Annotated in this window: 22 protein-coding genes; 4 read left to right on the top strand and 18 right to left on the bottom strand. The window is 53.0% G+C overall.

Annotated features, from left to right (window positions below; translation table 11 throughout):
- Position 1: 1 nt before the first annotated feature.
- Positions 2-517, bottom strand: coding sequence for a tripartite tricarboxylate transporter TctB family protein (locus ACKPCT_RS19175; protein WP_319567666.1), 516 nt, complete (start codon positions 515-517; stop codon positions 2-4).
- Positions 514-1,461, bottom strand: coding sequence for a Bug family tripartite tricarboxylate transporter substrate binding protein (locus ACKPCT_RS19170; protein ID WP_090075317.1), 948 nt, complete (start codon positions 1,459-1,461; stop codon positions 514-516). Before ACKPCT_RS19170 ends, ACKPCT_RS19175 begins: the two co-directional genes overlap by 4 nt.
- A gap of 135 nt (positions 1,462-1,596) precedes the next feature.
- On the opposite strand from ACKPCT_RS19170, the gene ACKPCT_RS19165 reads away from it, so the two are divergent.
- Positions 1,597-2,472, top strand: coding sequence for a LysR family transcriptional regulator (locus tag ACKPCT_RS19165; RefSeq protein ID WP_090075316.1), 876 nt, complete (start codon positions 1,597-1,599; stop codon positions 2,470-2,472).
- Position 2,473: 1 nt separating this feature from the next.
- Here the strand turns inward: ACKPCT_RS19165 and ACKPCT_RS19160 are convergent, their stop codons facing one another.
- The 5 genes from ACKPCT_RS19160 to ACKPCT_RS19140 all read right to left on the bottom strand — a co-directional run bounded on the left by ACKPCT_RS19160 (position 2,474) and on the right by ACKPCT_RS19140 (position 7,465).
- Positions 2,474-3,673, bottom strand: coding sequence for a M20 metallopeptidase family protein (locus ACKPCT_RS19160; RefSeq protein ID WP_319567665.1), 1,200 nt, complete (start codon positions 3,671-3,673; stop codon positions 2,474-2,476).
- A gap of 193 nt (positions 3,674-3,866) precedes the next feature.
- Positions 3,867-4,817 carry a TRAP transporter substrate-binding protein gene (locus ACKPCT_RS19155; RefSeq protein ID WP_090075314.1) on the bottom strand — a complete coding sequence of 317 codons (951 nt, stop codon included), beginning with the start codon at positions 4,815-4,817 and terminating at the stop codon, positions 3,867-3,869.
- 31 nt (positions 4,818-4,848) lie between these two features.
- The gene (locus ACKPCT_RS19150; protein ID WP_090075313.1) at positions 4,849-5,664 is read right to left on the bottom strand and encodes a creatininase family protein; all 816 of its coding nucleotides are present in this window, start codon (positions 5,662-5,664) and stop codon (positions 4,849-4,851) included.
- 18 nt (positions 5,665-5,682) lie between these two features.
- The gene (locus ACKPCT_RS19145) at positions 5,683-6,957 is read right to left on the bottom strand and encodes a TRAP transporter large permease (protein ID WP_244544803.1); all 1,275 of its coding nucleotides are present in this window, start codon (positions 6,955-6,957) and stop codon (positions 5,683-5,685) included.
- Positions 6,958-6,964: 7 nt separating this feature from the next.
- Positions 6,965-7,465, bottom strand: coding sequence for a TRAP transporter small permease (locus tag ACKPCT_RS19140; protein WP_090075311.1), 501 nt, complete (start codon positions 7,463-7,465; stop codon positions 6,965-6,967).
- A 110-nt stretch (positions 7,466-7,575) separates the two neighbouring features.
- On the opposite strand from ACKPCT_RS19140, the gene ACKPCT_RS19135 reads away from it, so the two are divergent.
- The 3 genes from ACKPCT_RS19135 (at position 7,576) to ACKPCT_RS19125 (ending at position 10,710) form a co-directional block, all read left to right on the top strand.
- Positions 7,576-8,484, top strand: a complete 909-nt coding sequence (locus ACKPCT_RS19135; protein WP_319567664.1) for a LysR family transcriptional regulator — start codon at positions 7,576-7,578, stop codon at positions 8,482-8,484.
- Between the two features lie 126 nt (positions 8,485-8,610).
- Positions 8,611-9,330, top strand: coding sequence for a fumarylacetoacetate hydrolase family protein (locus ACKPCT_RS19130; RefSeq protein ID WP_319567663.1), 720 nt, complete (start codon positions 8,611-8,613; stop codon positions 9,328-9,330).
- Positions 9,331-9,561: 231 nt separating this feature from the next.
- The gene (locus tag ACKPCT_RS19125; protein WP_319567662.1) at positions 9,562-10,710 is read left to right on the top strand and encodes a hypothetical protein; all 1,149 of its coding nucleotides are present in this window, start codon (positions 9,562-9,564) and stop codon (positions 10,708-10,710) included.
- A gap of 189 nt (positions 10,711-10,899) precedes the next feature.
- On the opposite strand, the gene ACKPCT_RS19120 is transcribed toward ACKPCT_RS19125, so the two are convergent.
- The 11 genes from ACKPCT_RS19120 to ACKPCT_RS19070 form a co-directional block, all read right to left on the bottom strand.
- Positions 10,900-12,450: a xylulokinase gene (locus tag ACKPCT_RS19120; protein ID WP_090075307.1), complete on the bottom strand. Its 1,551-nt coding sequence runs from the start codon at positions 12,448-12,450 to the stop codon at positions 10,900-10,902.
- A gap of 39 nt (positions 12,451-12,489) precedes the next feature.
- Positions 12,490-13,110: a class II aldolase/adducin family protein gene (locus ACKPCT_RS19115; RefSeq protein ID WP_175528207.1), complete on the bottom strand. Its 621-nt coding sequence runs from the start codon at positions 13,108-13,110 to the stop codon at positions 12,490-12,492.
- A gap of 92 nt (positions 13,111-13,202) precedes the next feature.
- On the bottom strand, positions 13,203-14,480 hold the full coding sequence (locus ACKPCT_RS19110) for a TRAP transporter large permease (protein ID WP_319567661.1): 1,278 nt from the start codon (positions 14,478-14,480) through the stop codon (positions 13,203-13,205).
- Between the two features lie 2 nt (positions 14,481-14,482).
- Complete coding sequence (locus tag ACKPCT_RS19105) at positions 14,483-14,989, bottom strand: TRAP transporter small permease (protein ID WP_319567660.1); 507 nt, start codon at positions 14,987-14,989, stop codon at positions 14,483-14,485.
- 130 nt (positions 14,990-15,119) lie between these two features.
- On the bottom strand, positions 15,120-16,115 hold the full coding sequence (locus ACKPCT_RS19100; RefSeq protein WP_319567659.1) for a TRAP transporter substrate-binding protein: 996 nt from the start codon (positions 16,113-16,115) through the stop codon (positions 15,120-15,122).
- 105 nt (positions 16,116-16,220) lie between these two features.
- Positions 16,221-17,033 (bottom strand): GntR family transcriptional regulator, encoded by an 813-nt coding sequence (locus ACKPCT_RS19095; protein WP_090075302.1) that lies wholly within the window; start codon positions 17,031-17,033, stop codon positions 16,221-16,223.
- A 597-nt stretch (positions 17,034-17,630) separates the two neighbouring features.
- A complete protein-coding gene (locus ACKPCT_RS19090) occupies positions 17,631-19,175 on the bottom strand; it encodes an ABC transporter substrate-binding protein (protein WP_319567658.1) in 1,545 nt (514 codons plus the stop codon).
- Positions 19,176-20,042 carry an ABC transporter permease gene (locus ACKPCT_RS19085; protein ID WP_319567657.1) on the bottom strand — a complete coding sequence of 289 codons (867 nt, stop codon included), beginning with the start codon at positions 20,040-20,042 and terminating at the stop codon, positions 19,176-19,178.
- The gene (locus ACKPCT_RS19080) at positions 20,043-20,981 is read right to left on the bottom strand and encodes an ABC transporter permease (protein WP_319567656.1); all 939 of its coding nucleotides are present in this window, start codon (positions 20,979-20,981) and stop codon (positions 20,043-20,045) included.
- An 84-nt stretch (positions 20,982-21,065) separates the two neighbouring features.
- Entirely contained in the window at positions 21,066-21,701 is a 636-nt protein-coding gene (locus ACKPCT_RS19075; RefSeq protein WP_319567655.1) for a hypothetical protein, read from the bottom strand.
- A 25-nt stretch (positions 21,702-21,726) separates the two neighbouring features.
- Complete coding sequence (locus tag ACKPCT_RS19070) at positions 21,727-22,368, bottom strand: hypothetical protein (RefSeq protein WP_319567654.1); 642 nt, start codon at positions 22,366-22,368, stop codon at positions 21,727-21,729.
- Positions 22,369-22,370: the final 2 nt, after the last annotated feature.

Raw genomic sequence — 22,370 nt, 5'->3', positions numbered from 1 at the left:
ATCAGAACACTCCCTTTGGCAGGAAAACGGTGAAAATGTCGGCGAATAACATGTTCAAGCCATAGGAGAAGACCACCGCGACAATCGCGGCAATAAAAATGGTGTTAAGCGAGCGAGGCAGCAGGGCCATTTGCAGGCCAAAGAGAAAAATCAGGCTGGCAAGGCTGAACCCAAGCCATGGCATGGCTACCAGATAGACCCCAAGAGCAGCAAGACAAACAAACACCAGATAGCATTTGCGCGCCCAGAGAATGGCCTGATTAAAAAGCTGGCCATAGGCTCGAGCCGGAATTTTGGGGACGGTCAGCACAATCGCGATCGCACAGATGAGGAAGATGCCGGCAAAGACAAATTGCGGAAACGCCCCTGCCCCAAGCTTCTCGAAACGAGAGGTCGGAATATCCCCTGCAGCAAAGAACATCCCGGCAGCAACAAGAAGAAACAGGATGTAACTCAAGAGGCGGGCGATCTCGCCCACCTCAAGAGACAGTTCTTCGTCAAGATCTGACTGGCTCACGGTGCGAGAACCTCTGCCAGACTGGTGACGGTTTTATCCAGCTTGCCAAGATATTCGGTATAGGCAGTCTGGCCGCGGAAATCGACTTCCGCACCGGCATTGTTGGTCTGGGTCACATAGGTTTCGTCTTCAGACAGAGCCTTGAGCGCAGCTTCCAGTCCGTCGCGGGCTTCCTGCGGTGCGCCTTTTGGCATCACGATACCGCGGGTTACACTCAGCTCGATGTCGGCGCCCAGTTCCTTGAAGGTTGGTACATCCGGAGCAGCCTTGACCCGATTGGCGGAGCCGACGGCGAGGAATGTCAGATCGCCATTGTCGACAAACTGCTTGGAAGAGCTGATGTCGCCGATGGCAGCATCAAGGTTGGCGCCAACCAGTGCGCGGATGCGCTGACCGGTGCCTTCATAGCCCACATAAGAGAATTTGAGATCGAAGGCCTGCTCGATCATGGCAGCATGCAGATGCGGCACACCGCCCAGCGTCACACCCATGGTGATTTCACCCGGATGTTCCTTGGCATAGGCGAGGAATTCTTCAAAAGTCTGGTAGGGCGCCTTGCCATTGACAACCAAATATTGCGGAGAAGAAGTCATCAGGGCGATAGGCTCGAAATCATTCCATTTGAGCTCTGTCAGACCGATCTGAGAGGCAACCAGTAGGCCTTCATGAACCTGAGAAATGGTGTAGCCATCGGCTGCACGGCGTGAGGCTTCGCGCAAGCCAACCGTTCCGCCCACACCGGGCATGTTGATGATCGGCATTTCAGCGCCGAGAAACGGTTCGATATTGTTGGCGATGAGGCGCATCAGGGTATCAGACCCACCACCCGGTGACCATGGAACGATGAATTCGACCGGACGCTCCGGATAATCAGCAGCAACGACCGGCGAGGCAAAAAGAGAAACAGCGGCAAAGAGGCCCACAAGGCCTGAACGTAAATTCATGGAGACTACTCCCAATGGAAAATTTATAACGGAAATCCGTTTTTGTTTGTGATTGCGCAACAACGTTAACACAAGAAACACCCCACCAAAGCGCATAATTCTTGCTATTAAAATAAGATATGCTAACGTTAAACCATGGACACCCGACAGCTCGAAACCCTTTTGGCCGTTGTGCAGCATGGTGGATTCGCCGCAGCAGCACATGCTATCAACCTGACAGCCTCCGCTGTCAGCCAGCAAATCGCAGCGCTTGAAAGCGAACTGCAAACGGACCTGTTCGATCGCTCCCGCCGACCACCAGTTTTGACGGTAAAGGGCGGGGAAATGGTGCGCTCTGCCCGCACGATCCTACAAATCGTCAACGAAACCAAAGCGTCGGTAAGTGGCTCTAAGGTCAGGGGAACACTTGCTTTTGGCACCTTGCGAACGGCAGCCAATTCTTACGTACCAAAAACGCTGGCCACGATGAGGACGACCTATCCAGATTTGAATTTTCGCCTCAGGATCGGCATGTCGGAGCAGTTGATGAGCGAAGTTGCATCAGGCCAGCTGGACGCTGCACTTGTTGCTGATCAGGTGACTGTTCCAAGCGGCCTCAACTGGACGGAAGTACTCAGCGAGCCCTTAATGATTCTCGTACCGGCAGGCACCAAAGAGCTCCCGTTTGAGGAACTCGTGCGCTCGATTCCCTACATCAGATATCGCATTCATGTGCCGCTAGCGCGTCAAATTGACACAGAAATGGCGCGTCTGGGAGCTGAGCCTCGCCGGGTATTCTCTGTAAACACCATGCCAGCCATCGTCGGCTGCGTCGAAGCGGGGCTGGGATTTTCCGTCGTTCCAGAGGTAGCCATGCATGGCATGAAGACATCAGAACTAGGGGCATTTCCCTTCGGGAATCCCCCCATCTATCGCAAACTGGGCGTTGTGCGTCGCCCAACGTCCAGTCGCTCGGCCGTGCTTGATAGTCTGACGGAAGCCCTTTCAAGCTACCGCACATCAAAAAGCTAGATTAGGCCTTCTTGCTCTCCAACATCAGCGAGATGATGGCCTCGCTCAACACTTTCACAGCGGTTGGGATACAGGCTTCATCAAGGTCGAAATCACTGCGGTGAAGCATCGTGTTGAGTTCCTTATGCTGCGAGCCGATGCGCAGATGCGCGGCTGGCTTGCGGCTGGAATATTCAGCAAAATCTTCACTGCCCATGGACCCCTGTGGCAACTCGACCACTTTGTCCGAGCCAAGGGCATCACGGGCGACGCCCACCACATGAGCCAGAATATCCGGCGTGTTGACCACAGGAGGCACGCCTTGCAGGAATTTGACTTCTGCTTCCATGCCATATTGCAGCGCGATGCCTTCCACGATGCGCCCGATGGCGCCTTTCACGGTCTGGCGCACATCTTCAGATTGCGTACGCACAGCGCCTTCCAACGTCACTTCATCGGGGATCTGGTTGCGGGCCGATCCCCCATGGATCGATCCCACGGTTACGACAGCAGCACTGAGGGGCGCCACTTCGCGACTGACAATGCTCTGCAAACCGGACACCAACGCACCGGCAGCAACAATTGGATCCTTTGCCATATGCGGATGCGCACCATGGCCGGATTTACCCTTGATGACGATGTCAAAGGGATCAGAAGAGGCAAAAGCCGTCACCGGATGCCAGCCAATGGTGCCAGCGGGCAACGGCGGCCAATTGTGATAGCCGAGCATTATATCCGGATCGCAATAGTCAAACAGGCCATCTGCGAGCATCGCCCGTGCGCCGCCCAGACCTTCTTCAGCAGGCTGGAACACGAACATGGCCTTGCCCGGAAGATCATCAATCTGGGAGAGAACCCGCACGACACCCAGAATGATCGCGGTGTGGGCGTCATGACCACAGGCATGCATCTTTCCCGCAATCTTGGACTTATAGTCCGGATTGCCCGTCTCATTGATAGGCAGGGCATCGAAATCGGCCCGAAGCGCAATGCAGGGACCATCTCCGCCATCAATCGTCGCACAGACACCGGTTTTACCGAAACCGCCTTTCCAGGAAACACCAATCTTATCCAACTCATGCTGGATCATGCCGGAGGTTTCCACTTCTTCAAAGCCAAGCTCCGGATTTTCGTGCATCCATCTGCGGATGGCGATCAGATCCGGCGTGATCTGGCTCGTGAGCTTTTCGATCTGTGTGCTGATTTCGGCAGGGCAAGTCATCTCTAGTGTCCAACTCCAATTGCTATGCCGAAAACGGCCAGAGCCATCCGACAAGCTTTCGAATGTGAGGGAAAGGCACGCGAACCAGTCAATCGGACTTTCATAAGCCGGGAGCGGCAAGAGCCGGTCAGATCTGGGCGCGAAAAGGCGGGGTGCCGCAAGACCTCGCGACACCCGAAATTGTCAGGAACGATTATTGAGCGCCAATTTCCTTGATCTGCTCGTAAACGTCCTTGCCCCAGGCTTTTGTGCCCAGCTCATCACGCACCGACTGGGTGGCTTCGATGAAAGGGCCTTTTTCCGGATAGGTGATGGTCACACCCGCATCTTTCATGACCTGCAGATATTTTTCCTGCTGCTCAGGCAGAAGCTTTTCGACGACTGCGGTAGAAGCTTCGTTGGCTTCTATCAGAACCGCCTGATCGGCTTCAGACAGGGAATCCCAGAAAGGAGCAGAGATCGTCACGTAGGCTGGCTTGACGATATAGTCGAGCATCGCAACGCCCTTCTGCACTTCATAGAATTTCTGAGCATAAATGGTCTCGATGGGGTTTTCCTGACCGTCAACAACGCCTGTCTGCAAGGCGGTGTAAACCTCGGCAAAAGCCATTGGGGTCGGGCTGGCTCCAAGTGCGGAGAGAGACTTCACATAATAATCGCGCTCGGGAGCACGAAGTTTCAGGCCAGCAAGATCCTCGATGGTTTCGATTGGCTTGTTGGCACTGATCTGGCGGGGACTACGCGGCATAAAGCCGAGAATGCGGACCTTGCGGTCATTGATCAGTTTTTCGTTCCAGACTTCAGCGAAATCGGTCTTCAGAACGTCCTGATAGTTTTTCATGCCCTTCATGAGATATGGCAGGGCAAGATATTCGATTTCCTTCAGACCCGGGTCACCGGAGGCCAGAATCTGGGTCGTGCCCAGAGCCATCTGGGTGTAGACCTCTTTTGGCTTGCCCAGCTGATCACCCGGGAAAATCGTAACGGTGTGGTCGGTCTTTTCTTCAACCACACGCTTGAATTCTTCAGCGCCGACATACTGAGCTTCGCCCTGCTTAGCCCATGTGGCATAGCGGATTTCATCAGCACTTGCCGTGGTGGTGAGAAGCGCAAGAAATGCAACTGCTTTCAATACTGTTTTCATTTCGTTTGGATCCCTGTCTGGAGGTTGGATTTTATTTTTTGGGGTCGGAGGGGTCGACACTGCGGAAGTGTTCGACAAAGTCGGCGCAGAAGCCGACGAGATATTCGGCAAATTTCTCACCCTTCTCTGCAGACGAGAGACGTGGGTCGCCATTGACGATGCCATCCGGGCACCGGTCATCCACATTGACGGGCATGCCGATTTCAACATCCTTGAACTTGGCGCCGCCCAGACCCATCACCGGCATTCCAGCCATTTCTAGCGGAGCGTCTGGCAGCTTTGCCTTCTCCGGATGGGTCAGTTCAGGAAAATAGTGCATGTAAACGGACGTGATCGGGTCGCCGCCATGGGAGAAAGCCTTCTTGCCATAGTCACCATGGATTTCGGTCCAGACACTATCCGGAATGGCGCGCCACAGATTGATGCAAGGAATGATCAGGCCAGTCTCGCGGCGGACCGCACGGATCACCTGATCAATCAGGGAATAGTTGCCGGAGTGACCATTAAGGATCACCAGTCGCTTGTGACCGTGACGCAGGAAATTGTCCAGAATGTCACGCAGCACGCCGCGGAAGCTGTCCGCAGACAGGGCAATCCCCCCCGGGACAGACCAGAAATATTCTGCATAGCCGAATGGCATGGTCGGAGCCGTCACCGCATTGGAGCGTTCGGCAACCTCTTCGGCAATCTTGCGGGCCAACATGAAATCGCCCATGGGCACCACCGGCCCCTGAATTTCCTGCGAGCCGAGCGGGATCAGAACCACAGGATTTTCTTCCTCTTCGCTCCAGGTGCGGAACTCTTCGAAAGTCATATTCTCTAGGAGATGATTTTTGGTCTTGGTCATTTTTGGTTTCTCCATACTTTAAGAGCCGAAGACGAGATTTGGCAGGAAGAGGCTGATTTGCGGGAACATGACCAGCAGCACCACTGCAATGAAAATGGGGAGATAGTAGGGGAGCATCGCCTTGACCATCTTGCCGTGACTGATCTCGGCAATGTCCTGAGCAATGAACATCAGCACACCAACAGGCGGCGTCGCCCCACCAATGATGAGGGTAAAGACCATCAGCACACCGAAATGCACCGGATCAATGCCGAACTGCAGGATCACGGGCACCAAAATCGGGGTCAGCACAATCTCAGCAGATGAGGCGACCATCAACAGGCCAACCACCAGCAGCATCGCCACGATGAGGAAGAAGACAATGGTCGGATCATCAGAGATGTTAGAAATGGCGCTGGCAATGGCCAGAGGCACTCCTTCGCGCACCATGATCCACGAGAAGGTGGAGGCAACCGAAATAATGGCCAGAATGCGCGCAGAGCCAAGCCCTGTCTTGATGATCGCATCGGTAATGTCTTTAAGACTGACATTCTTGTAAATGAAACCAAGGCAGAGCGCATAGAGCACGGCAACTGCAGCTGCTTCAGTTGGCGAAAAGATGCCCCCCAGAATGCCGCCCACGATGATAATGGGGAAGAGCAAGGCTGCACCGCCTTGTTTGACAGCGGTGCAGGCCTCTTCCATCGACGCCCGCTCATATTTGGGGAACTTTTTGTGACGGGCGTAGAAATAGGTAAAGACCATCTGCGTGCCAACGATCACCACACCAGGCAGGATACCAGCCAGAAGCAGGCGCCCGATAGAAACATCAGCCAGAGTACCATAGATCACCAGCGCCACCGAAGGCGGCACCATCGGACCGACCATCGAGGAGGCCACCGTAACGGCTGCAGAGAATGGTGCCGGATAGCCTTCGCGCTTCATAGCCGGGATAAGCACCGAGCCGAGCGCCGTGGTATCAGCGGTGGGAGAACCGGACATGCCCGAGAAAATCAGGCTGGCAAAAATATTGACCTGAGCCAGACCGCCATCGATATGGCCGACAAAAGCGCGAGCAAGATTGATGATGCGATCCGTCAACTTGCAGGCATTCATCAGTTCTCCGGCCAGAAAGAAGAAGGGAATGGCCAGAATGAGGAAGGAATCCACGGCGCCACTCATCCTTTGCCCCATCAGGGCAAGATTGATGTCGGCCATGTAGAAATAGACCATCGAAGAAATACCGATGGAGAAGAAGAGCGGCAAACCACAGGCAATCAGAACCAGCAACAGCAGAATAATGGATACGGTCAACAAGGGCTTACTCCATGTCCTGCGAAGGGGATTGAGAGGGGGAAGATTTTGAAGCGTAATATTCCGGCGCGCGCTTATAGAAGACACGTAACAGGATGGCTGCGATCATCAGAAAACTGCCCACGGTCACGGCAAGGCGCAAATGACCCAGCGTCAGGGGAAGCGCAGAAAGCTCATTCATCATGTCGATCTTGACCAGCGTGATGGAGGTCCACCCGAGAATGGCCAGAAAACCGAAAGAGAGAATTGCATTGAACCAATGCAGGGCGCGCTTGATAGGGGCTGGAGCCTTTTGCAAAAAAACATCGACATTGAGATGCCGGCCATCATAGCAAACAACAACTGCGCCGATGAATGTCATCCATACCGTGACGAAGCGAACGAATTCTTCGCTCCAGATCAGTGGTGCATTGAACAGATAGCGCATTACAATCTGCAACAGCGTCACCACGACAACCATTGACAGCATTGATGCAGTGAGCCACCGCAAAGGTAGAAAAAGGTCCATCTTTTTAACTCTGGTCTGGTGAATTCTTGTTTTTTCAAAAAATTAAACACTGACAAATCAAGTTGTCCAATATATTAATCAGCATAATTATTCTGTTTAGAGACTTAATCATGCAAGGCATTGAAATCAGACACCTTCGGTATTTCTTACGAGTGGCCGACGAACTGCACTTCGGACGCGCCGCAGAAATACTGGGCATCAGCCAAGCGCCTCTCAGTCAGCAGATCAGACAACTGGAGGAACGAATCGGCGTTCGCCTGTTTGACCGCAACACCCGCAGCGTGCAGTTGACACCGGCCGGAGAAGTCTTTGCCACCAAGGCGCAGGCTCTGGTCACTGCCCTTTCGAATGCCGTTGATGAAACCCGCATGGCTGGTGGCCTAGGCTCAGGCGTGCTGCGCATAGGCGCGATGGGCTCTGCAGTCCATTCAGTCTTGCCAGCCGCTCTCTCCGCCTTCAGCAAAAAATATCCATCGGCCCGACTCGACATGCATTTGCACACCACTGAGGAGCAACTGGACCTGTTGGCCTCACGTCAAATTGACATCGCCTTGATGCGGCCGCCGCGTGTCGCCAGCGGGTTGGAAACCCGCCAGATCTATCGCGAAGGCTTTGTCGCGGTCGTCCATGACAAGTCAGAGCTTGCCCGGCGCGCGACCCTTACGGTCAAAGACCTCAAGGATCAGAAATTTATCAGCTACACCGAAATCCGGGGCATCGGCTATCAGGATATCGTCAACCAACATTGCCGCGAAGCAGGCTTCCTGCCCCATGTGATCCAGCGGGTGTCTCACACCATTGGCGTCGTCACGCTGGTGGCGGCTGGACTGGGAGTTGGCATCGTGCCTGCGTGGGTACTCAACGAACCGGTTGCCGGTGTCTGCTATCGCCCCCTGCCCGAGTTGCCCAGCTCAGTCACGCTGGTCTGCGCCTGGAGGTCAGACACCATGAACCCGCTGGTCTTGCCCTTTTCTGCAGAGTTGTGCGCTGCGCAGACAGATGCATCTTCGGGTGATTGAACTTTGGAAGATACAGTCTTACCTTTGCCCTGAAAAGCGCCAATCAGTGCGTTGATGTGTCTCGCCTCATGGTGTTTAATCAAAGAAGCTTTCAATTTTTTTCCCAATTTTTTATCAGGCACCACCATGAGCACCAGCGATCTTCAGCCCCACTATGCGATTCCGGCGCCAGCCATTCCTTCCCTGCCCATCAAGACATCAGACAAGAGCTTTCCCGTCCGGCGTGTCTATTGTGTTGGCCGGAACTATGCCGACCATGCCATTGAAATGGGCCATGACCCGGACCGTGAATTTCCATTCTTCTTTCAGAAAAACCCGGATAACCTGCTGTTTGGCAAAGACTTCCCCTATCCGCCTCTCAGTCAGGATGTGCATTTCGAGGTAGAATTGTTCGTCGCGCTCAAGGCAGGCGGGACCAATATCGCTGTCAGCGATGCCAACGCATTGATTTTCGGCTATGGCGTTGGCGTGGATTTCACCCGCCGCGACCTGCAGGCCGAAGCAAAGAAGAAGGGCCGCCCCTGGATCGCCGCCAAAGCCTTCGAGCATTCGGCGCCCGTTTCAGAAATCATCGCGGCCGAAAGTGTTCCCACACTGGAGAAGAAAAAAATCTGGCTCAAGCAGAATGGCGAAACCAGACAGGAAAGCGATCTTGATCATCTGATCTGGAAAGTGCCCGAAGTCATCGCCAACCTGTCAGAGCAGTTCAAACTGGCCGCTGGCGATATCATCTTCACCGGCACCCCTGCTGGCGTTGGCCCCGTTGCCATCGGAGATCACATCCAATGTGCAATCGAAGGCCTTGCAGACCTGTCCTTCAAGGTCTCCGAACCACTCAAAGGCTAACACCTGCACCAATAAGCCCGCAAACGTGAGAGGCCGCAACCATGCGGCCTTTTTCACGAGCATTCCAAAGACACGCCCTCAAGCCCTTGCCAAACGGCATAGGCCCTCTGCATCCATATGTCTCATCGGCAATATAACGGAGAGACGTCTCAGAGCAGACTCTCTACAAGCATAGAGATAGATCGGCGCCAACCACAGCTTTTATGCGCCAACAATTTCAGGATCTTCTCCATGCTTCACTTTAAAATTCAGCTCGTTAGAGCTATTTTCCTGATTGCCGCAATCGGGCTTTTTGTTCTGTCTCTCAACTATCTGATCGAAGGGTTCAGCCCCGGTGAAGCAGATGTGGCAACATGGCCCATCATTGCAAGCACGTTGCTCTTCATTTTGGCTCTGGTGGCGCTACAATTTTTCAGCCCCGGGCTCTACAACAAGTTTAATGACAGCGTGAAACTGGTCGTCAACACGCGTGGCGCAAGCCTTGAAGAGATCTTTGACGCCTTCAAGGGCATGGAAACCGCGTGGGGCATGCCTTGGTTCGGCAAAATCTCGACGATCAGCAAGGATGTCATCATTCTGGGGCCTAATCCGGAAGAAGAATATGTCTTCATCAGGCCGGTACTGGGCATCTTCATCAGCGTCAATTTCAGCACGATGACATCCAGACTGCGACCCGCTAGCGAAGATGCATGGCGCCTGAAACAGCCCGAACGCCCGAAGAGCACAGAGGGTATCATCCGCTATTCCTTCGGCTCGGCCTGCCTGTTGCCCACATTGATCGACCGGTTGCAGGGCTTCTTCAGTTCAGGCAAGGCAGACAACTCCGCTCTGGGCATGGATAGCAAGGAAGAGATCTATCTCTTCAACGAAGAATTCAAATGGACCGGGCAGGACTTCCACCTGCTTGATGCAGATCTGACTCCAGCACTGACCGTCACGTCGCAGCTTCCGTGCAAAACCTTCCACATCTACGAAACAGACAGCGATCAGGAGCGTTTCATGCTCACCAAGCGCCTGTTTCACATCTTTACCACCTATGATCTTTATCTGGATGGCAGCAAATTCTGTCGCCTCAAAAGACGGCTTGTTCTGCACCATACCTATTTTTCCGGAAAGACATCACAAGGCAAGCTTGAGCTAATCAAGATGAATGCCATGTTCGGCTCCAACTATCAGGTCAAGCTTGCAGACAAACAGATCGGGACCATAGCCAGAAAACTGAACGCCACGCTGGGCAATATCGTGTTTGACAATTTCGTCCTCTCGGTCTCGGACAAAAAATGGCTTCCCCTCATGGCAGGCATGAGTGTGATGGTCGCCCGTCAGGCCCAACGCGAAAAGGTCACCAACGCGGTAACCTTATCCGATGTGGACGATTGAGGACTGAAGCTGTCAAACACAGTGAGCTTGGCATCAAGAAGCCAATAGCCTTGATGCCGTTCGAAGCAGACTGTCTTTGAAAAGAAAACCGTCCAAAGGATAAGGGTAGCAAGCCACCGGGTAGTACAGGGGAGACGGCTCTTTTTCACAAAGCCGCCCCCCTTCGAACCGTCTTGGAACCAAGAACTTCTAGCCGTGTTGGTCTTTTATTGTTTGTGCTGCAACGAAATTGTCCTTCAGATCGTCATAGAGCTTTTCATAAAGGACAAAATAGTCGTCATAAATGCTGGAGGCTTCGTTGTTCGGCTGGACGACTTCACAGTTCTGGGTTGTGTATCCGGTCATCTTGTCCAGAGTGTCAATCAAACCCACTCCCTTTGCTGCCAGAATGGCAGCCCCCAGCGTCTCGGTCTCACTAACGCGCAATCGGACAATCGGCTCATTGAGGATGTCCGCAAAAATCTGACACCAGATGCGACTGTTGGCAATACCGCCGCCAAGCGACAGGGTCTTGGGTTTGTCATTATGCTTGAGAACAATCTTCATGCCCTGACGAATGGAATAGGCCACACCTTCCATAATCGCGCGGACCATGTCTCCATAGCTTGTGCCAAAGCTAAGGCCAAACATGACACCGCGGGCATTGGGATCCCAGATCGGGCATCGTTCGCCCGATAGGTAGGGGAGATAGATAACACCATTGGACCCGGCATCTGCTTCCTCGGCCACCTTGTCCAGCATCTCATAGATGGAACAACCTTCCTCATGACAGCGCTTTTCAAGAGCCTCCCCGAACTGGTCGCGAAACCATCTTAGGGATGCGCCCGCTGCGTTGGTTGCTTCCACGCTCAACCACTGGCCTTCGACAGCATGTCGGCAATTCATCAATCGATCGTCAAAAAGCGGGGTTTCACTGGTAAAGCAGGCCCGTCCACAAGTACCTATGGCAAGGAAGGTATCCCCGGGGAGGATCGCTCCTGCACCGATTGCCGCCGATACAGTGTCCATGGAGCCGGCGATAACAGGCGTGCCTTCTCTCAGCCCGCATTGCGCCGCAGCCCACGACGTGACATGCCCCACAATGTCCGAAGCATTGTAGGGCTTGGGCAGTTTATCGATTGGAACACCTGTATCTCTAGCCAGCCCTTCGTCCCACTCACCGGTGCGAATGTTGGAGAGAAGAGTGAACCCCATCCGAGAGGTGTTAATAGAGAATTCTCCGGTCAGTTTATTGATGATAAAGCCGCTGGGGACGACAAATTTGTGTGTCTTCTCGATGATGTCTGGGCGGTTCTTTAGATACCAAAGCAGGGTTGGAAGGGCGAATGTACCCCTGGCAATGCGGTTGCCGGTAATTTCGTAGATTCGGTCCCGGCCGATGGTGTCTTCAAGCCATTTCACTTCGCTTGCCGAGCGCTGATCAAGCTGAAGGATCGCGTTGTAAAGATTGTTGCCTTCCCGGTCGAGAGGAATAAAGGAATTGGTGCAACTGACGCCAATACCAGCCACTTCAATAGGATCGACATCCCCGCGATCGATGCAGAGTTTGACATTGCGGACGACGCTGGCCCACCAGACATTCGGGTCTTCTTCAACCCATCCCTCGCGGGGATGGATCATTGGATATTCCTGATATTCACTTGCAACGAGATTGCATTCCAGATCATAGAAGCTGCATTTGGTTCCGGTGGTTCCAATATCGATACCGAGCACAATGGGGCGGTTCATTTGCGTGACCATCTTATTTTTCTTTCCTGTTGTTTTGGTTGTCACAGATGATCAGTATTTGCCGGTCAAATCTTCCTGCTGTTCTCTGGTCAGGGGTTTACCCGCCCCGCCTAGAGTAAAGTGCAAGTGAGCGTTCTCCTCGACTTCCTCCACCAGATTAAAGGCCTGATCCATGGTTACACCGACGGTGAGCAGACCATGATTTTCTAACAGAAGTGAATTGCGATGCGCCATGATGGCGATGATACTGTCGGCGAGCTCGGTCGAACCTGCACGATAATAGGGCACGACGGGCAGCGCACCCACGCGCACCGAATAGCCCGGCGTATAGACCGGCATGGCGCAGGTGGTGTCGAGCTCCTTCAGGCAAGCAATGGCGACAGCGTAAGGGCTATGAACATGAATGACCGCATTGACATCGGCACGTTCATAACAATTCATGTGCATTCGCCACTCTTTTGAAGGTTTCCCTTTGCCGATGACCGAGCCATCCATGGCGATGGACACAAGGTCCGTTTCTTCAAGTTTGCCAAGACTGATCCCCGAGGGCGTTATGACGATCCTGTCACCAAGGCGAATACTCGCATTGCCTCCTGATCCGGGCACGAAATCGTGGGCATATATCTTGTGGCACAGGGCGATGAAGTCAGACAGAGTTTTAGACGCTTCCATTTTGGATTCCTTGACGCCCGTCAGCTGTCGGCGCGCGATTTCCATTGGTTCGCGCGTGGTTCCGACGGCTGGGCGGTTGTCCAATATCTTGTTTATTTCAAAATGCTCGGCAGCCAGGTGGTCATGGCTGGTATATAGGTCGTGCACATCAGAATGACGGCGCCGACGAGGAACAGGCTGGCACAGTAGCGTAAGGTAAGCTCCAGCCTCCCTTCAGCGATATTGTTCCCAAGCAATGCGCATAGACCAACCGGCGGGGTGATCAATCCAAGGCAAAGGTTGAAGCACATCACGACACCAAACTGGACGACGCTGAGGCCACAGGCCATGGCAATGGGCAGCAGGATGGGAGTGAAAATCACAACAGCCACGTTTGCTTCCATGAACATGCCGACAATCAGGAGGAAAACGTTGAGCAGCAGTAGCAGCAAAACGGGCTGGTCGGTCACCGAAAGCAGATTGGACGCGATGGCTTCAGGAACACGTCCCATGGCCAGGACCCAACTGGAAGTCTTGGAACAACCAACCAGAAACAGCATGATCGTTGAAACAATACAGCTATCATAAAAGATCCGGTTGATGCTCTTCAGCGTCAGATTTCGATAGACGAAGATGCCGATGATGAAGGCATAGACCGCAGAGACGGCCGCCGCTTCTGTGGGGGTAAAAACACCACCAAAGATACCACCCAGAATGATAATCGGCATCAACAGAGCCCAGAAGCTGCGTTTCGTTTCACGGCAGACTTCCTTATGGTCCAATTTTTTGCCGACAGGCAGATTAAGACTGCGGGCCTTGTAATAGGTGTAGCCCAGAAACCCCAGAACAAGCATGACGCCAGGAATGACTGCCGCCATGAACAGCTCGCGAATGGATGTCTGCACCGAGTTGCCATAAACGATCAGAATGATGCTCGGTGGGATAAGAGGGCCGACGGTGGAAGCACTGGCAGCAATGGCCGCAGATAATTCAGGCGGGTAGCCTTCCTTTTTCATGGCAGGAATGGTGATGCCACCGATGGCTGTTACCGTAGCCGTGCCTGAGCCGGAAATGGCTGCGAAAATCGCAGAGGCGATAACCGTGACGATGCCCAGACTGCCGCGCATCCATCCCATCGTCGCCTTGGTGAAACTCAGAATACGGTCAGTAATGCCACCTCCCGTCATCAGGTTGCCAGCGAGCACAAAGAAGGGGATTGCCAGCATGGGAAAGGAGTCCATGCCTGCGAGGATCTTCTGGGGAACAACGATCAGATTATAGTTCCCCACGAGAATGGAAGCCATAGATGCAATGCCGATTGCAAAGGCGACGGGCATGCCCATCAGCACAAGCACAATCAGGCCAACGAGAAGAACGGTTCCGATACCCATGGCTATTCCCCCTCCAGAGCTGGTGAATTGGCATCAGAAGGCAGCAAGTAATCTCTCAGAATGATCTGGATCGTAAACAGCAGCATCAGCGCTGCTCCAATCGGAATACTCAGATACATGAAGGACATTGGAATATGCAGTCCGGCTGAAATCTGGTGCGTGGTTTTCATTGAAATGGCAATGCCATATTTGATCAGCGTCAAGAGGAAACCGACAATCAGAACATAGTTGATGAAGCCGATCAGCTTCTGGCCTCGCTCTGGCAACATGTTGACCACGAAATCGATCCTGATGTGCTGAAAGCGCCTGAGCGCACTGGCCGCTCCTAGCAGGACGACCCAAATGAAGGCATAGCGGGCGAATTCTTCCGCCCAGATGTTGGAGCTGTTGAAGACGTAGCGCAGTACGACCTGATAGAAGATCACAACAGTCATCATCATGAGACACACGATGATGATGAAATTGATGATTTTCTCGATCGCACCACAGACCCACTCTAAAATACGCATGGTTTTCTCCGCAGGTCTTGGCGGCATGGGCCGCCCTGCAGTGGGGTAGGCTGGGCATGACTGACCCGTCGGGTGCCAGCTTGGAACTCTGACACCCGTTGGTCATTCATTTGGCTCTAGCGAGTGCTGATTATTGGACGGCTTTGATCTTCTCGACCCATTCCGTCAATTGTGGGAAGTTGTCCTTGACGACATCCTTTGTTGCTTCCCGGAAGCCGTCAAGTTCAGGCTTGACGATTTCCGCGCCTGCATCTTTCCATTTCTGCAGATAGCCGTCTTCATTGTCCGTGATCAGACCACTGGTGTAGTGGCCAGCCTCATTACCGGCTTCCACAATGGCAGTCTGAACATCTTCAGGCAGGCTGTTAAAATAGTTTTGGTCCATCATGAAGACGTCTGCGCTCCAGCGATGGTCCGTTTTGATGAGGAATTTGCAGATGTCAGCAAGACCGAAATTGTATGAAAGGATTGGAGGGTTTTCCTGTGCTTCCACGGTACCCTGCTGAATACCGGTGAGCACTTCTGTCATGGCCATCGGGGTTGGCGTCGCCCCCAGAGCCTGCCATGTCTTGACGCTCATATCATCAGCCGGCACGCGGATCTTGAGACCCTTGACGCCTTCTACATCGGTAAATTTCTTCGTTGACGTGGTCACGCGAACGCCGCGATAGGACGGGCCAAACAGCTTCATGCCAGCCTGATCACCGGCTTCCTTGAGCAGATCTGCACCAAGTTCACCTTCCCAGACCTTATCAAAATGGGCCCGATCACGGAACATGAAGGGGACAAGATCAAGCAAGGAAAGGTCGGTGTAAGATGGCAGTGTACCGAAGCCTTCAATAACGACTTCATTGGTGCCCAACTGCAAGCCTTCGATGATCTCGCGCACATTGCCAAGCACGCCAGCACCATAGATTTCAACCTTGACCTGGCCATTGGTCTTTTGCTCGACAAGTTCCTTGAACTTCTCGGCATCTTTTTGTTTCGGATCAGTATTTGCGTTGATATGAGCCAGACGTAGAACGATCTGGTCTGCTGCCAGAGCGGATGTGCTAGCCATCATTCCTCCTACTGCCGCGAAAGCAGCACCGGCCAGCAACGTCAGCACCCAATTTGTTTTTTTCATGATTTCCTCCATAGGGTTAAACGCAAATCTGTCTCGGGTACGAGGCGGGGTCCTGACCATGCAAGCACGGAACAGGCTCAGTCGAGACGTATCCAGGGCAGAAAGTCAGGAGATTTTTTGAGACGGTTCTCCCAATCCGTCGAGGTGGCACTCTGCCAACCTCTTGATTTGTTCGATGCGAAGTTGAGCCTCCTCATCGACATTGTAGTCTTCGCAGGCGTGCAACACATGCCATGCGATGGCTCTGACAAATCTGGCTTGATCGAGTGCCTTGAGGGCATCAATGATCGCTCGATGTTCAACCAGATTATTCTCGAAAATGGGCCGCTTCAGCGGCTTGTGTTCATTGTGCAGATACGCAAAGAAAGTGAATTCGTTGGTGTTGAGGCCATTATAGACGCTCACCAGAGTCTGGTTCTTTGCTGCGGTCATGTATCGGCGGTGAAAGCGGGTTTCGTTCGACACCCAAGCTTCATAGTCAATGTTGCTATCGTCGCAGATTGCCTCCTCCATGGCAGTCAGACAGGCTTCCAGATCAGACACCAATGTGTCGTCCTCTTTGGCCGAGCGAATGATCTCTCCGGCATAAAAAAGCTCGCACATCAGCCGCACCCCCAAGCGTTCGACCAGTTCGTTGTTGGTGAAGCTCTTGACCACCATGCTCTTGTTGGGAATTGCCTCGACCAGTTCTTCAGCGACCAGACGGTTCAGCGCGTCCTTGACTGGCGTATGGCTGACACCCAGCACTTCCGACAATTCCCTCACAACCAGCTTCTCTCCTGGCAGATAATCTCCGGCAAAAATCATTGAGCGGATCTGTTTGGCGACCAGATCCACCAGCGATGTGTTGATGAACCGCGTGAGGTCGGACTTACGAGCGTTGCGCCTTTTGGGCATTCCGGTCTTGGAGGCTTTCATTCAGATGTCTTCCTTTGAGTGGATTTGAGCTGCAGCGTTCATTTTTACTCAAAAATATTTAGGTAAATATTGGCTAAGCCCATGATTATGTCAACAAAATTGTTTTTTGCTTCAGTCATAGATAGAATGAATTTTGGCCGCACTGTGCGATGAGCAGAAAATGAGCGATCAAAAATAATCTGTATATTCAGCTATTTGATCAGCTTTGAAAGTTTAAAGATCCGAACTTTCCCTTAAGCCCATTTGTGCACTCAAATAAGAGTGGGAATGTGCTTGCATATCGCTGAGAGAAGACCTTCGGTGAGCTGTTTAGACTCAAATACTGCGATCAGAAGGTGGAACACTGGCCCGTTTGAAATACAAGTTCTTCGCGCCATTCTTATGGTCAACTGATGACAAAAGAAATGACAGGGCATCGCCTTCTCGGCCACCCTCGACGAGATGCCGCCAGAGTGCAAGGGGCACTTGCCAATGGAGCCATCTGGCCACGACTGATAGGCCAGGATATATCAGACACAACTCTTACCGGCCATTTTCGGCGTTAGAAAAACTGGCACACGAACAAAATGCCCGTGTGCCAAACTTATGCTTGTTTCGCTATTTCTTGCTGACTGCTTTGAAATTGTAGAAGAAGCCCGAAGGGTGGACCTTATAGCCCTCAATTCGGTTGTTTGAGGCCGCCACATAGATCTTGTGCACGAGAGGGATGATCGGTGCATCGTCCTGCAGGATTTGCTGCGCCTTGATATAGACGTCCTTGGCTTCAGGTCCCACGTCCAGACCGCGCCCTTTATCCACCAGCGCATCGAACTCCGGATTGGCCCAGTTCTGATAGTTGAGGCCGGCTTTGGAGTGGAATTGGGATTTCAGATGCAAATCCGGATGACCAGTCATTTCAGGGGTCCAGAAGACAACTGAGACATCATAGGCGCCCTGCTTGACCTTATCGAGCATGCCTGCCCAAGTGAACATTTCGATCTTGGACTTGATGCCATTTTGTGCCAGCAAAGCAGCCATCGTCTCGGTAATCACAGACATTTCGGCGCGACTGGAGTAGCTGACGATGCGCAACTCAAGCGGCGTTCCGTTCTTGGACCAAATGCCATCGACCTTCTCATAGCCCGCTTCGGTCAGCAAGGTGGCAGCTGCCTCGGGATCAAATCTGTAGCTGGAAACCTTGTCCGAAGACCATGGAAATGCGTCCGGGAAGAATTTCCAGGCAGGCTTGCCGATATTGTCGAGAGCACCCTTGACCAACAGATCACGATCAACAAGCAGGTTCACGGCCTGACGGAGCTTGCTGTCATTCAACGGGCTCATCTCACCTGCATTGAAGGCACCATAATAAAGACCTGCACTGGGCGCCTTGTAGACCTTGAAACTATCATCAGCTTCCATTCTTTGAACATCGGATGGCAACAGATGTACGACAAAATCCACTTCGCCAGTCTCCAACGCAAGGGCACGCGCATTATGATCAGGAATGTAGCGATAGATGATTTTGTCCAGAGCGGGGGCGTCTCCCCAATAGCCATCGAACCGCTCGACCACGGTCCGGTCCTGCTTCTTATAGTCGACAAACTTCCACGGACCAGTGCCGACCGGTTTGACAAACGCGCCCTTTTCATCGAAGGACGCACGGGCATAGATAACCGTGATTGCATCGGTCAATTGGTTAGGCAAAGCTGCGAAAGGTGCGTTGGTTTCGATTGCAAGTTCTGTATCCGAGACGGCATCGATTTCCTTGATATTCAGGAGATCCGAAGCGTAAGGCAGAAGAGCAATCACGCGTTCCAGCGAGTATTTTGCAGCGGCAGCGTTGAAGGCGGTGCCATCATGGAATTTGACACCTTCACGAAGCGTGAAATGCCAGCTCGTTGGCGTCTCTCTTCTCCAGGACGTGGCGAGACCGGGAATGAGCTTCATGTCAAAGTCGAGTTTGACCAGGGTGTCAAGGATCTCGCTCTCATTAAAGAAGCGGCTTCTGCGTGGTTTCATGGAAAGCGGCAAGGCTTCCCACATGGTCGCGACAGTGAGGGTGTTATCACCCTCGTCAGCGTGACTGGCCGACAGAGGCGTCGCCAATGCTGCAACGGCAAGCAAAGCTGTCGCCACGCCTTTAAACAATGACCTGAGTTTCATTCAAGATCTCCGTGATTTGAGTGGATTGGTGTGTGTCCCCCGCAGACGGTCGCCAAAGGCGTCTCCGAACAGATTGATCGCCATGACGAGAGCCATGATGGCCAGCCCGGGGGCAAGAACGAGGTGGGGATGGGATCTCAGATGAGATCGGGATTCAGCAATCATACGGCCCCATTCAGCCGTGCCGGGCTCTACGCCAAGTCCAAGAAAGCTGAGGCCTGCAAAAGAGAGAATGGCCCATGACATGGAAAAGGCCGTAATGGTAAGAAGCGGCCCGGCGATATTGGGCAATAGATGGTGCCTGATGATCCGAAAGCGCCCGGCCCCCAGGCTTTCTGCTGCCTGGATGTAAGTCTTGGCCTTTTCCACCATCACCATGTTGCGCACCAGTCGGGCATATTCGGTCCAGTGCACCGAGATGAGCGCGACAATGACCGCCCACAAACCAAGCCCCAGAACGCCTGCAATGACCATGGTGATTGCGAGCGCCGGGAGCACTGACATGCCTTCGCACAGGCGCATGACAACCTTGTCCAGTAAACCACCCAGATAGCCGGAGAGAGCACCGATGAGCGTTCCGATGCCGCCCGCAAACAGGACGACGAGCAAGGCGCTGCCAACAGTAATGCGAGCCCCATACAGAAGGCGCGAAAAGACGTCTCGTCCCATCTGATCAGTCCCGAGCCAATGGCTGGGTGACGGGCTTGCAAGTCTGTTCAGAATATCAATCGCTTGGGGATCATAAGGAGCGAAAAATGGAATCCAGATACACAGGAGAACCACGACAAGAAACACCAGCCCCTTTAGCGGCATTCGTCTCCAATGAGAGCGGGCTCGCAATTGATTGTCCGGAGTTTTTCGGAGCATCTATATGGCTCCTCTCACTCTGGGATCAATCAGCGTGATCAGATAGTCGACCACCAGATTGATAACGACATATCCGGATGCGATCACAAGAAAGCACATCTGGATGAGCGGATAGTCTCTGTTGAACAGAGATTCAACCAGCAGACTGCCGATTCCGGGCCAAGCAAAAATAGTTTCGACCACAATCATGCCATCGAAAATCTTGGCAAACTGTAGCCCGGTCAGCGTCAGCGTTGATGGCAAGATGTTCGGCACCACGTGGCTCAAGAGAATGCGAAGCCGCCCCATTCCCTTGGCATTAGCTGTGCGGACATAATCCTGCGACAGCTCGTCAAGCAGGCGCGCGCGGACAAAGCGCGCAATGACACCGGTAACCGACGTTGCGATAACCAACGCAGGAAGAACCACGTGTGCCAGTGTGCCATGGCCGGAACTTGGCAAAAGATCGAGGAAAAGCGAGAAGAACAACGCCATCAAAAGCGCCAGCCAAAAATTGGGAATGGACATGCCCACCACACTCAAGGCGGTCAGGGCTCTGTCGATCCATCCACCCGTATGAGTGGCGCAGAAAAAGCCGATTGGAATGGCTAGTATCAATGCTGTTGCCAGTGATGTGACGCCAAGAAATAGCGAGCGGCTGATACGAAGGGCCATGTCGCTCGAAACAGCCTCGCCTGTAATGAACGATTGCCCAAGGTCACCACCCAGCGCATCTGTCAGCCAGTGCCAATATTGCAGTGGCATAGGATCATTGAAGCCATTGTCTTGCGCAAATTGCGCGACAGTGGCTGGGTCCGGCAGGGTTCCATCCATCTGGGCAAGGAGCAGCACCTCTGCGAAATCTCCCGGAAGCAGCCGTAGCAAGGCAAACCCGACGGTAGAGATTACAAACAATAGGATCACAGCCTGGACGAGGCGCTGGAAAAGTTGGATCGCCATAAGAAATATCGGTTCTGGAGACAAATGATTAAATTATTCTTGAGTTTTATACTCATATTTAATTCACTTTGTCCAGATCCGCTTCTAACCTTCCGAAAGCCAGGTGAGGAACCTGTCCAGAAATACCGTTGTCGCAGGCATGAAATGACAGCCATGATGATAGAATGGATCAAGTGTGGTCACGATCAGGGTGCCGGGGGCGTAACTTGATACATCTTCAAACATCAGGCATTCGCCATTCTGCGTAGCGATCAAGCTTTGCTGGTTCTTAGTCAGAGGATCCAATGTTCCGTGCAGATGCCACGTCGCGCCCTCCTTGGTGACATGGGCCGACATGGGATGATTGGTGTCCACGATCCGCACACCAAGATCGGCCCCTTTCTCAAGCCACCACCAGAAATTCGTTTCCATCCCTGTGAAACTGATGTTTGGCAACCACCGATCGGGGAAAGTTTCCCCCATCACGACCAGCCTGCCTCCGGCTTTCATGTAACTTTGAAACTGCTCCGATAGCGGAGCGAGATGAAACGCGTTCGTTCTGCATGGAATGATGAGCGTTCCGAACTGTGTCAGATCGGTAAGAGGAACATCCCTGATATAGATGACCTCATCGAAAAAGTGCGCAAACGGCTCACACCGTAAGGATTGATGGTGATAAGAGAATCCACCATCAATCGCTGCGATGGATTTCTTCTGGGGGGCTTGCTCGATAGTCATCATCGAAAAATCCTTCTCAAAGGGCCAGTCACACAGCTACGATCGTATCTTTCAGGCTTGAGCTTTCGCTCAGCCAGTCGAAGAAGCGTTGAACGTAAGGCAGATTTCCCGGAGAGCCGATCATCAGAAACCCCCAGATATCATTGCCAGCATGAACGAAAATGCGCCCACCGCCCTCGCGCTCGACAATCCAGTCAAGCGGCCAATGGTCCGCACCGATGCTGTTGATGACAAAGGCTCCCTCAGGAGGTGGATTCATCCCGCGGCCATAAAAACCAGATACGCCTTTTCTGAATGACAATAGCTCACCAGTGATGCCGTCAAACGCAGGATGATCCGCTTCGCGATGAACGATAAGATCGTTTCTTCCGCGCTTTGGCAGCGGCTGAAAGCGGGTGAGTTCTGGCAGGAAAGGCTGCACCACATGGCCGTTGAACAGGACCGTCCCACCGCATGCCAGATAGCTTTCGAACTTGTCCTTCAACTCCATCAGATGAATCTGATCTGCATGGATAGTCAGAATGACCGCGTCATAGACAGCCCAGTTCAGACGATCGATCTCATATTGCTGCAGAACATCGACCCGATGACGATCCAAGCGGGGCGGAAGGGCAGCCAATCCTACAGCAGTATTGTCGACGAACAGAAAACGTCCTTGTGATTTTGCCATTG

This window comes from Cohaesibacter marisflavi (assembly GCF_963665895.2).
Taxonomy (GTDB): domain Bacteria; phylum Pseudomonadota; class Alphaproteobacteria; order Rhizobiales; family Cohaesibacteraceae; genus Cohaesibacter; species Cohaesibacter marisflavi.
The sequence above is the reverse complement of the archived record's forward strand: the minus strand, read 5'-3'. Positions and strand labels throughout refer to the sequence as shown.

Bases quoted from the DNA above. Each gene is read 5' to 3' on its own strand.
- ACKPCT_RS19085 (WP_319567657.1), bottom strand. From the start codon at position 20,042: ATGCTCCGAAAAACTCCGGACAATCAATTGCGAGCCCGCTCTCATTGG.
- ACKPCT_RS19140 (WP_090075311.1), bottom strand. From the start codon at position 7,465: ATGGACCTTTTTCTACCTTTGCGGTGGCTCACTGCATCAATGCTGTCA.
- ACKPCT_RS19120 (WP_090075307.1), bottom strand. From the start codon at position 12,450: ATGGTCACGCAAATGAACCGCCCCATTGTGCTCGGTATCGATATTGGA.
- ACKPCT_RS19150 (WP_090075313.1), bottom strand. From the start codon at position 5,664: ATGACCAAGACCAAAAATCATCTCCTAGAGAATATGACTTTCGAAGAG.
- ACKPCT_RS19160 (WP_319567665.1), bottom strand. From the start codon at position 3,673: ATGACTTGCCCTGCCGAAATCAGCACACAGATCGAAAAGCTCACGAGC.
- ACKPCT_RS19170 (WP_090075317.1), bottom strand. From the start codon at position 1,461: ATGAATTTACGTTCAGGCCTTGTGGGCCTCTTTGCCGCTGTTTCTCTT.
- ACKPCT_RS19105 (WP_319567660.1), bottom strand. From the start codon at position 14,989: ATGCGTATTTTAGAGTGGGTCTGTGGTGCGATCGAGAAAATCATCAAT.
- ACKPCT_RS19080 (WP_319567656.1), bottom strand. From the start codon at position 20,981: ATGGCGATCCAACTTTTCCAGCGCCTCGTCCAGGCTGTGATCCTATTG.
- ACKPCT_RS19100 (WP_319567659.1), bottom strand. From the start codon at position 16,115: ATGAAAAAAACAAATTGGGTGCTGACGTTGCTGGCCGGTGCTGCTTTC.
- ACKPCT_RS19075 (WP_319567655.1), bottom strand. From the start codon at position 21,701: ATGATGACTATCGAGCAAGCCCCCCAGAAGAAATCCATCGCAGCGATT.
- ACKPCT_RS19115 (WP_175528207.1), bottom strand. From the start codon at position 13,110: ATGGAAGCGTCTAAAACTCTGTCTGACTTCATCGCCCTGTGCCACAAG.
- ACKPCT_RS19095 (WP_090075302.1), bottom strand. From the start codon at position 17,033: ATGAAAGCCTCCAAGACCGGAATGCCCAAAAGGCGCAACGCTCGTAAG.
- ACKPCT_RS19135 (WP_319567664.1), top strand. From the start codon at position 7,576: ATGCAAGGCATTGAAATCAGACACCTTCGGTATTTCTTACGAGTGGCC.
- ACKPCT_RS19130 (WP_319567663.1), top strand. From the start codon at position 8,611: ATGAGCACCAGCGATCTTCAGCCCCACTATGCGATTCCGGCGCCAGCC.
- ACKPCT_RS19155 (WP_090075314.1), bottom strand. From the start codon at position 4,817: ATGAAAACAGTATTGAAAGCAGTTGCATTTCTTGCGCTTCTCACCACC.
- ACKPCT_RS19090 (WP_319567658.1), bottom strand. From the start codon at position 19,175: ATGAAACTCAGGTCATTGTTTAAAGGCGTGGCGACAGCTTTGCTTGCC.
- ACKPCT_RS19165 (WP_090075316.1), top strand. From the start codon at position 1,597: ATGGACACCCGACAGCTCGAAACCCTTTTGGCCGTTGTGCAGCATGGT.
- ACKPCT_RS19070 (WP_319567654.1), bottom strand. From the start codon at position 22,368: ATGGCAAAATCACAAGGACGTTTTCTGTTCGTCGACAATACTGCTGTA.
- ACKPCT_RS19125 (WP_319567662.1), top strand. From the start codon at position 9,562: ATGCTTCACTTTAAAATTCAGCTCGTTAGAGCTATTTTCCTGATTGCC.
- ACKPCT_RS19110 (WP_319567661.1), bottom strand. From the start codon at position 14,480: ATGGGTATCGGAACCGTTCTTCTCGTTGGCCTGATTGTGCTTGTGCTG.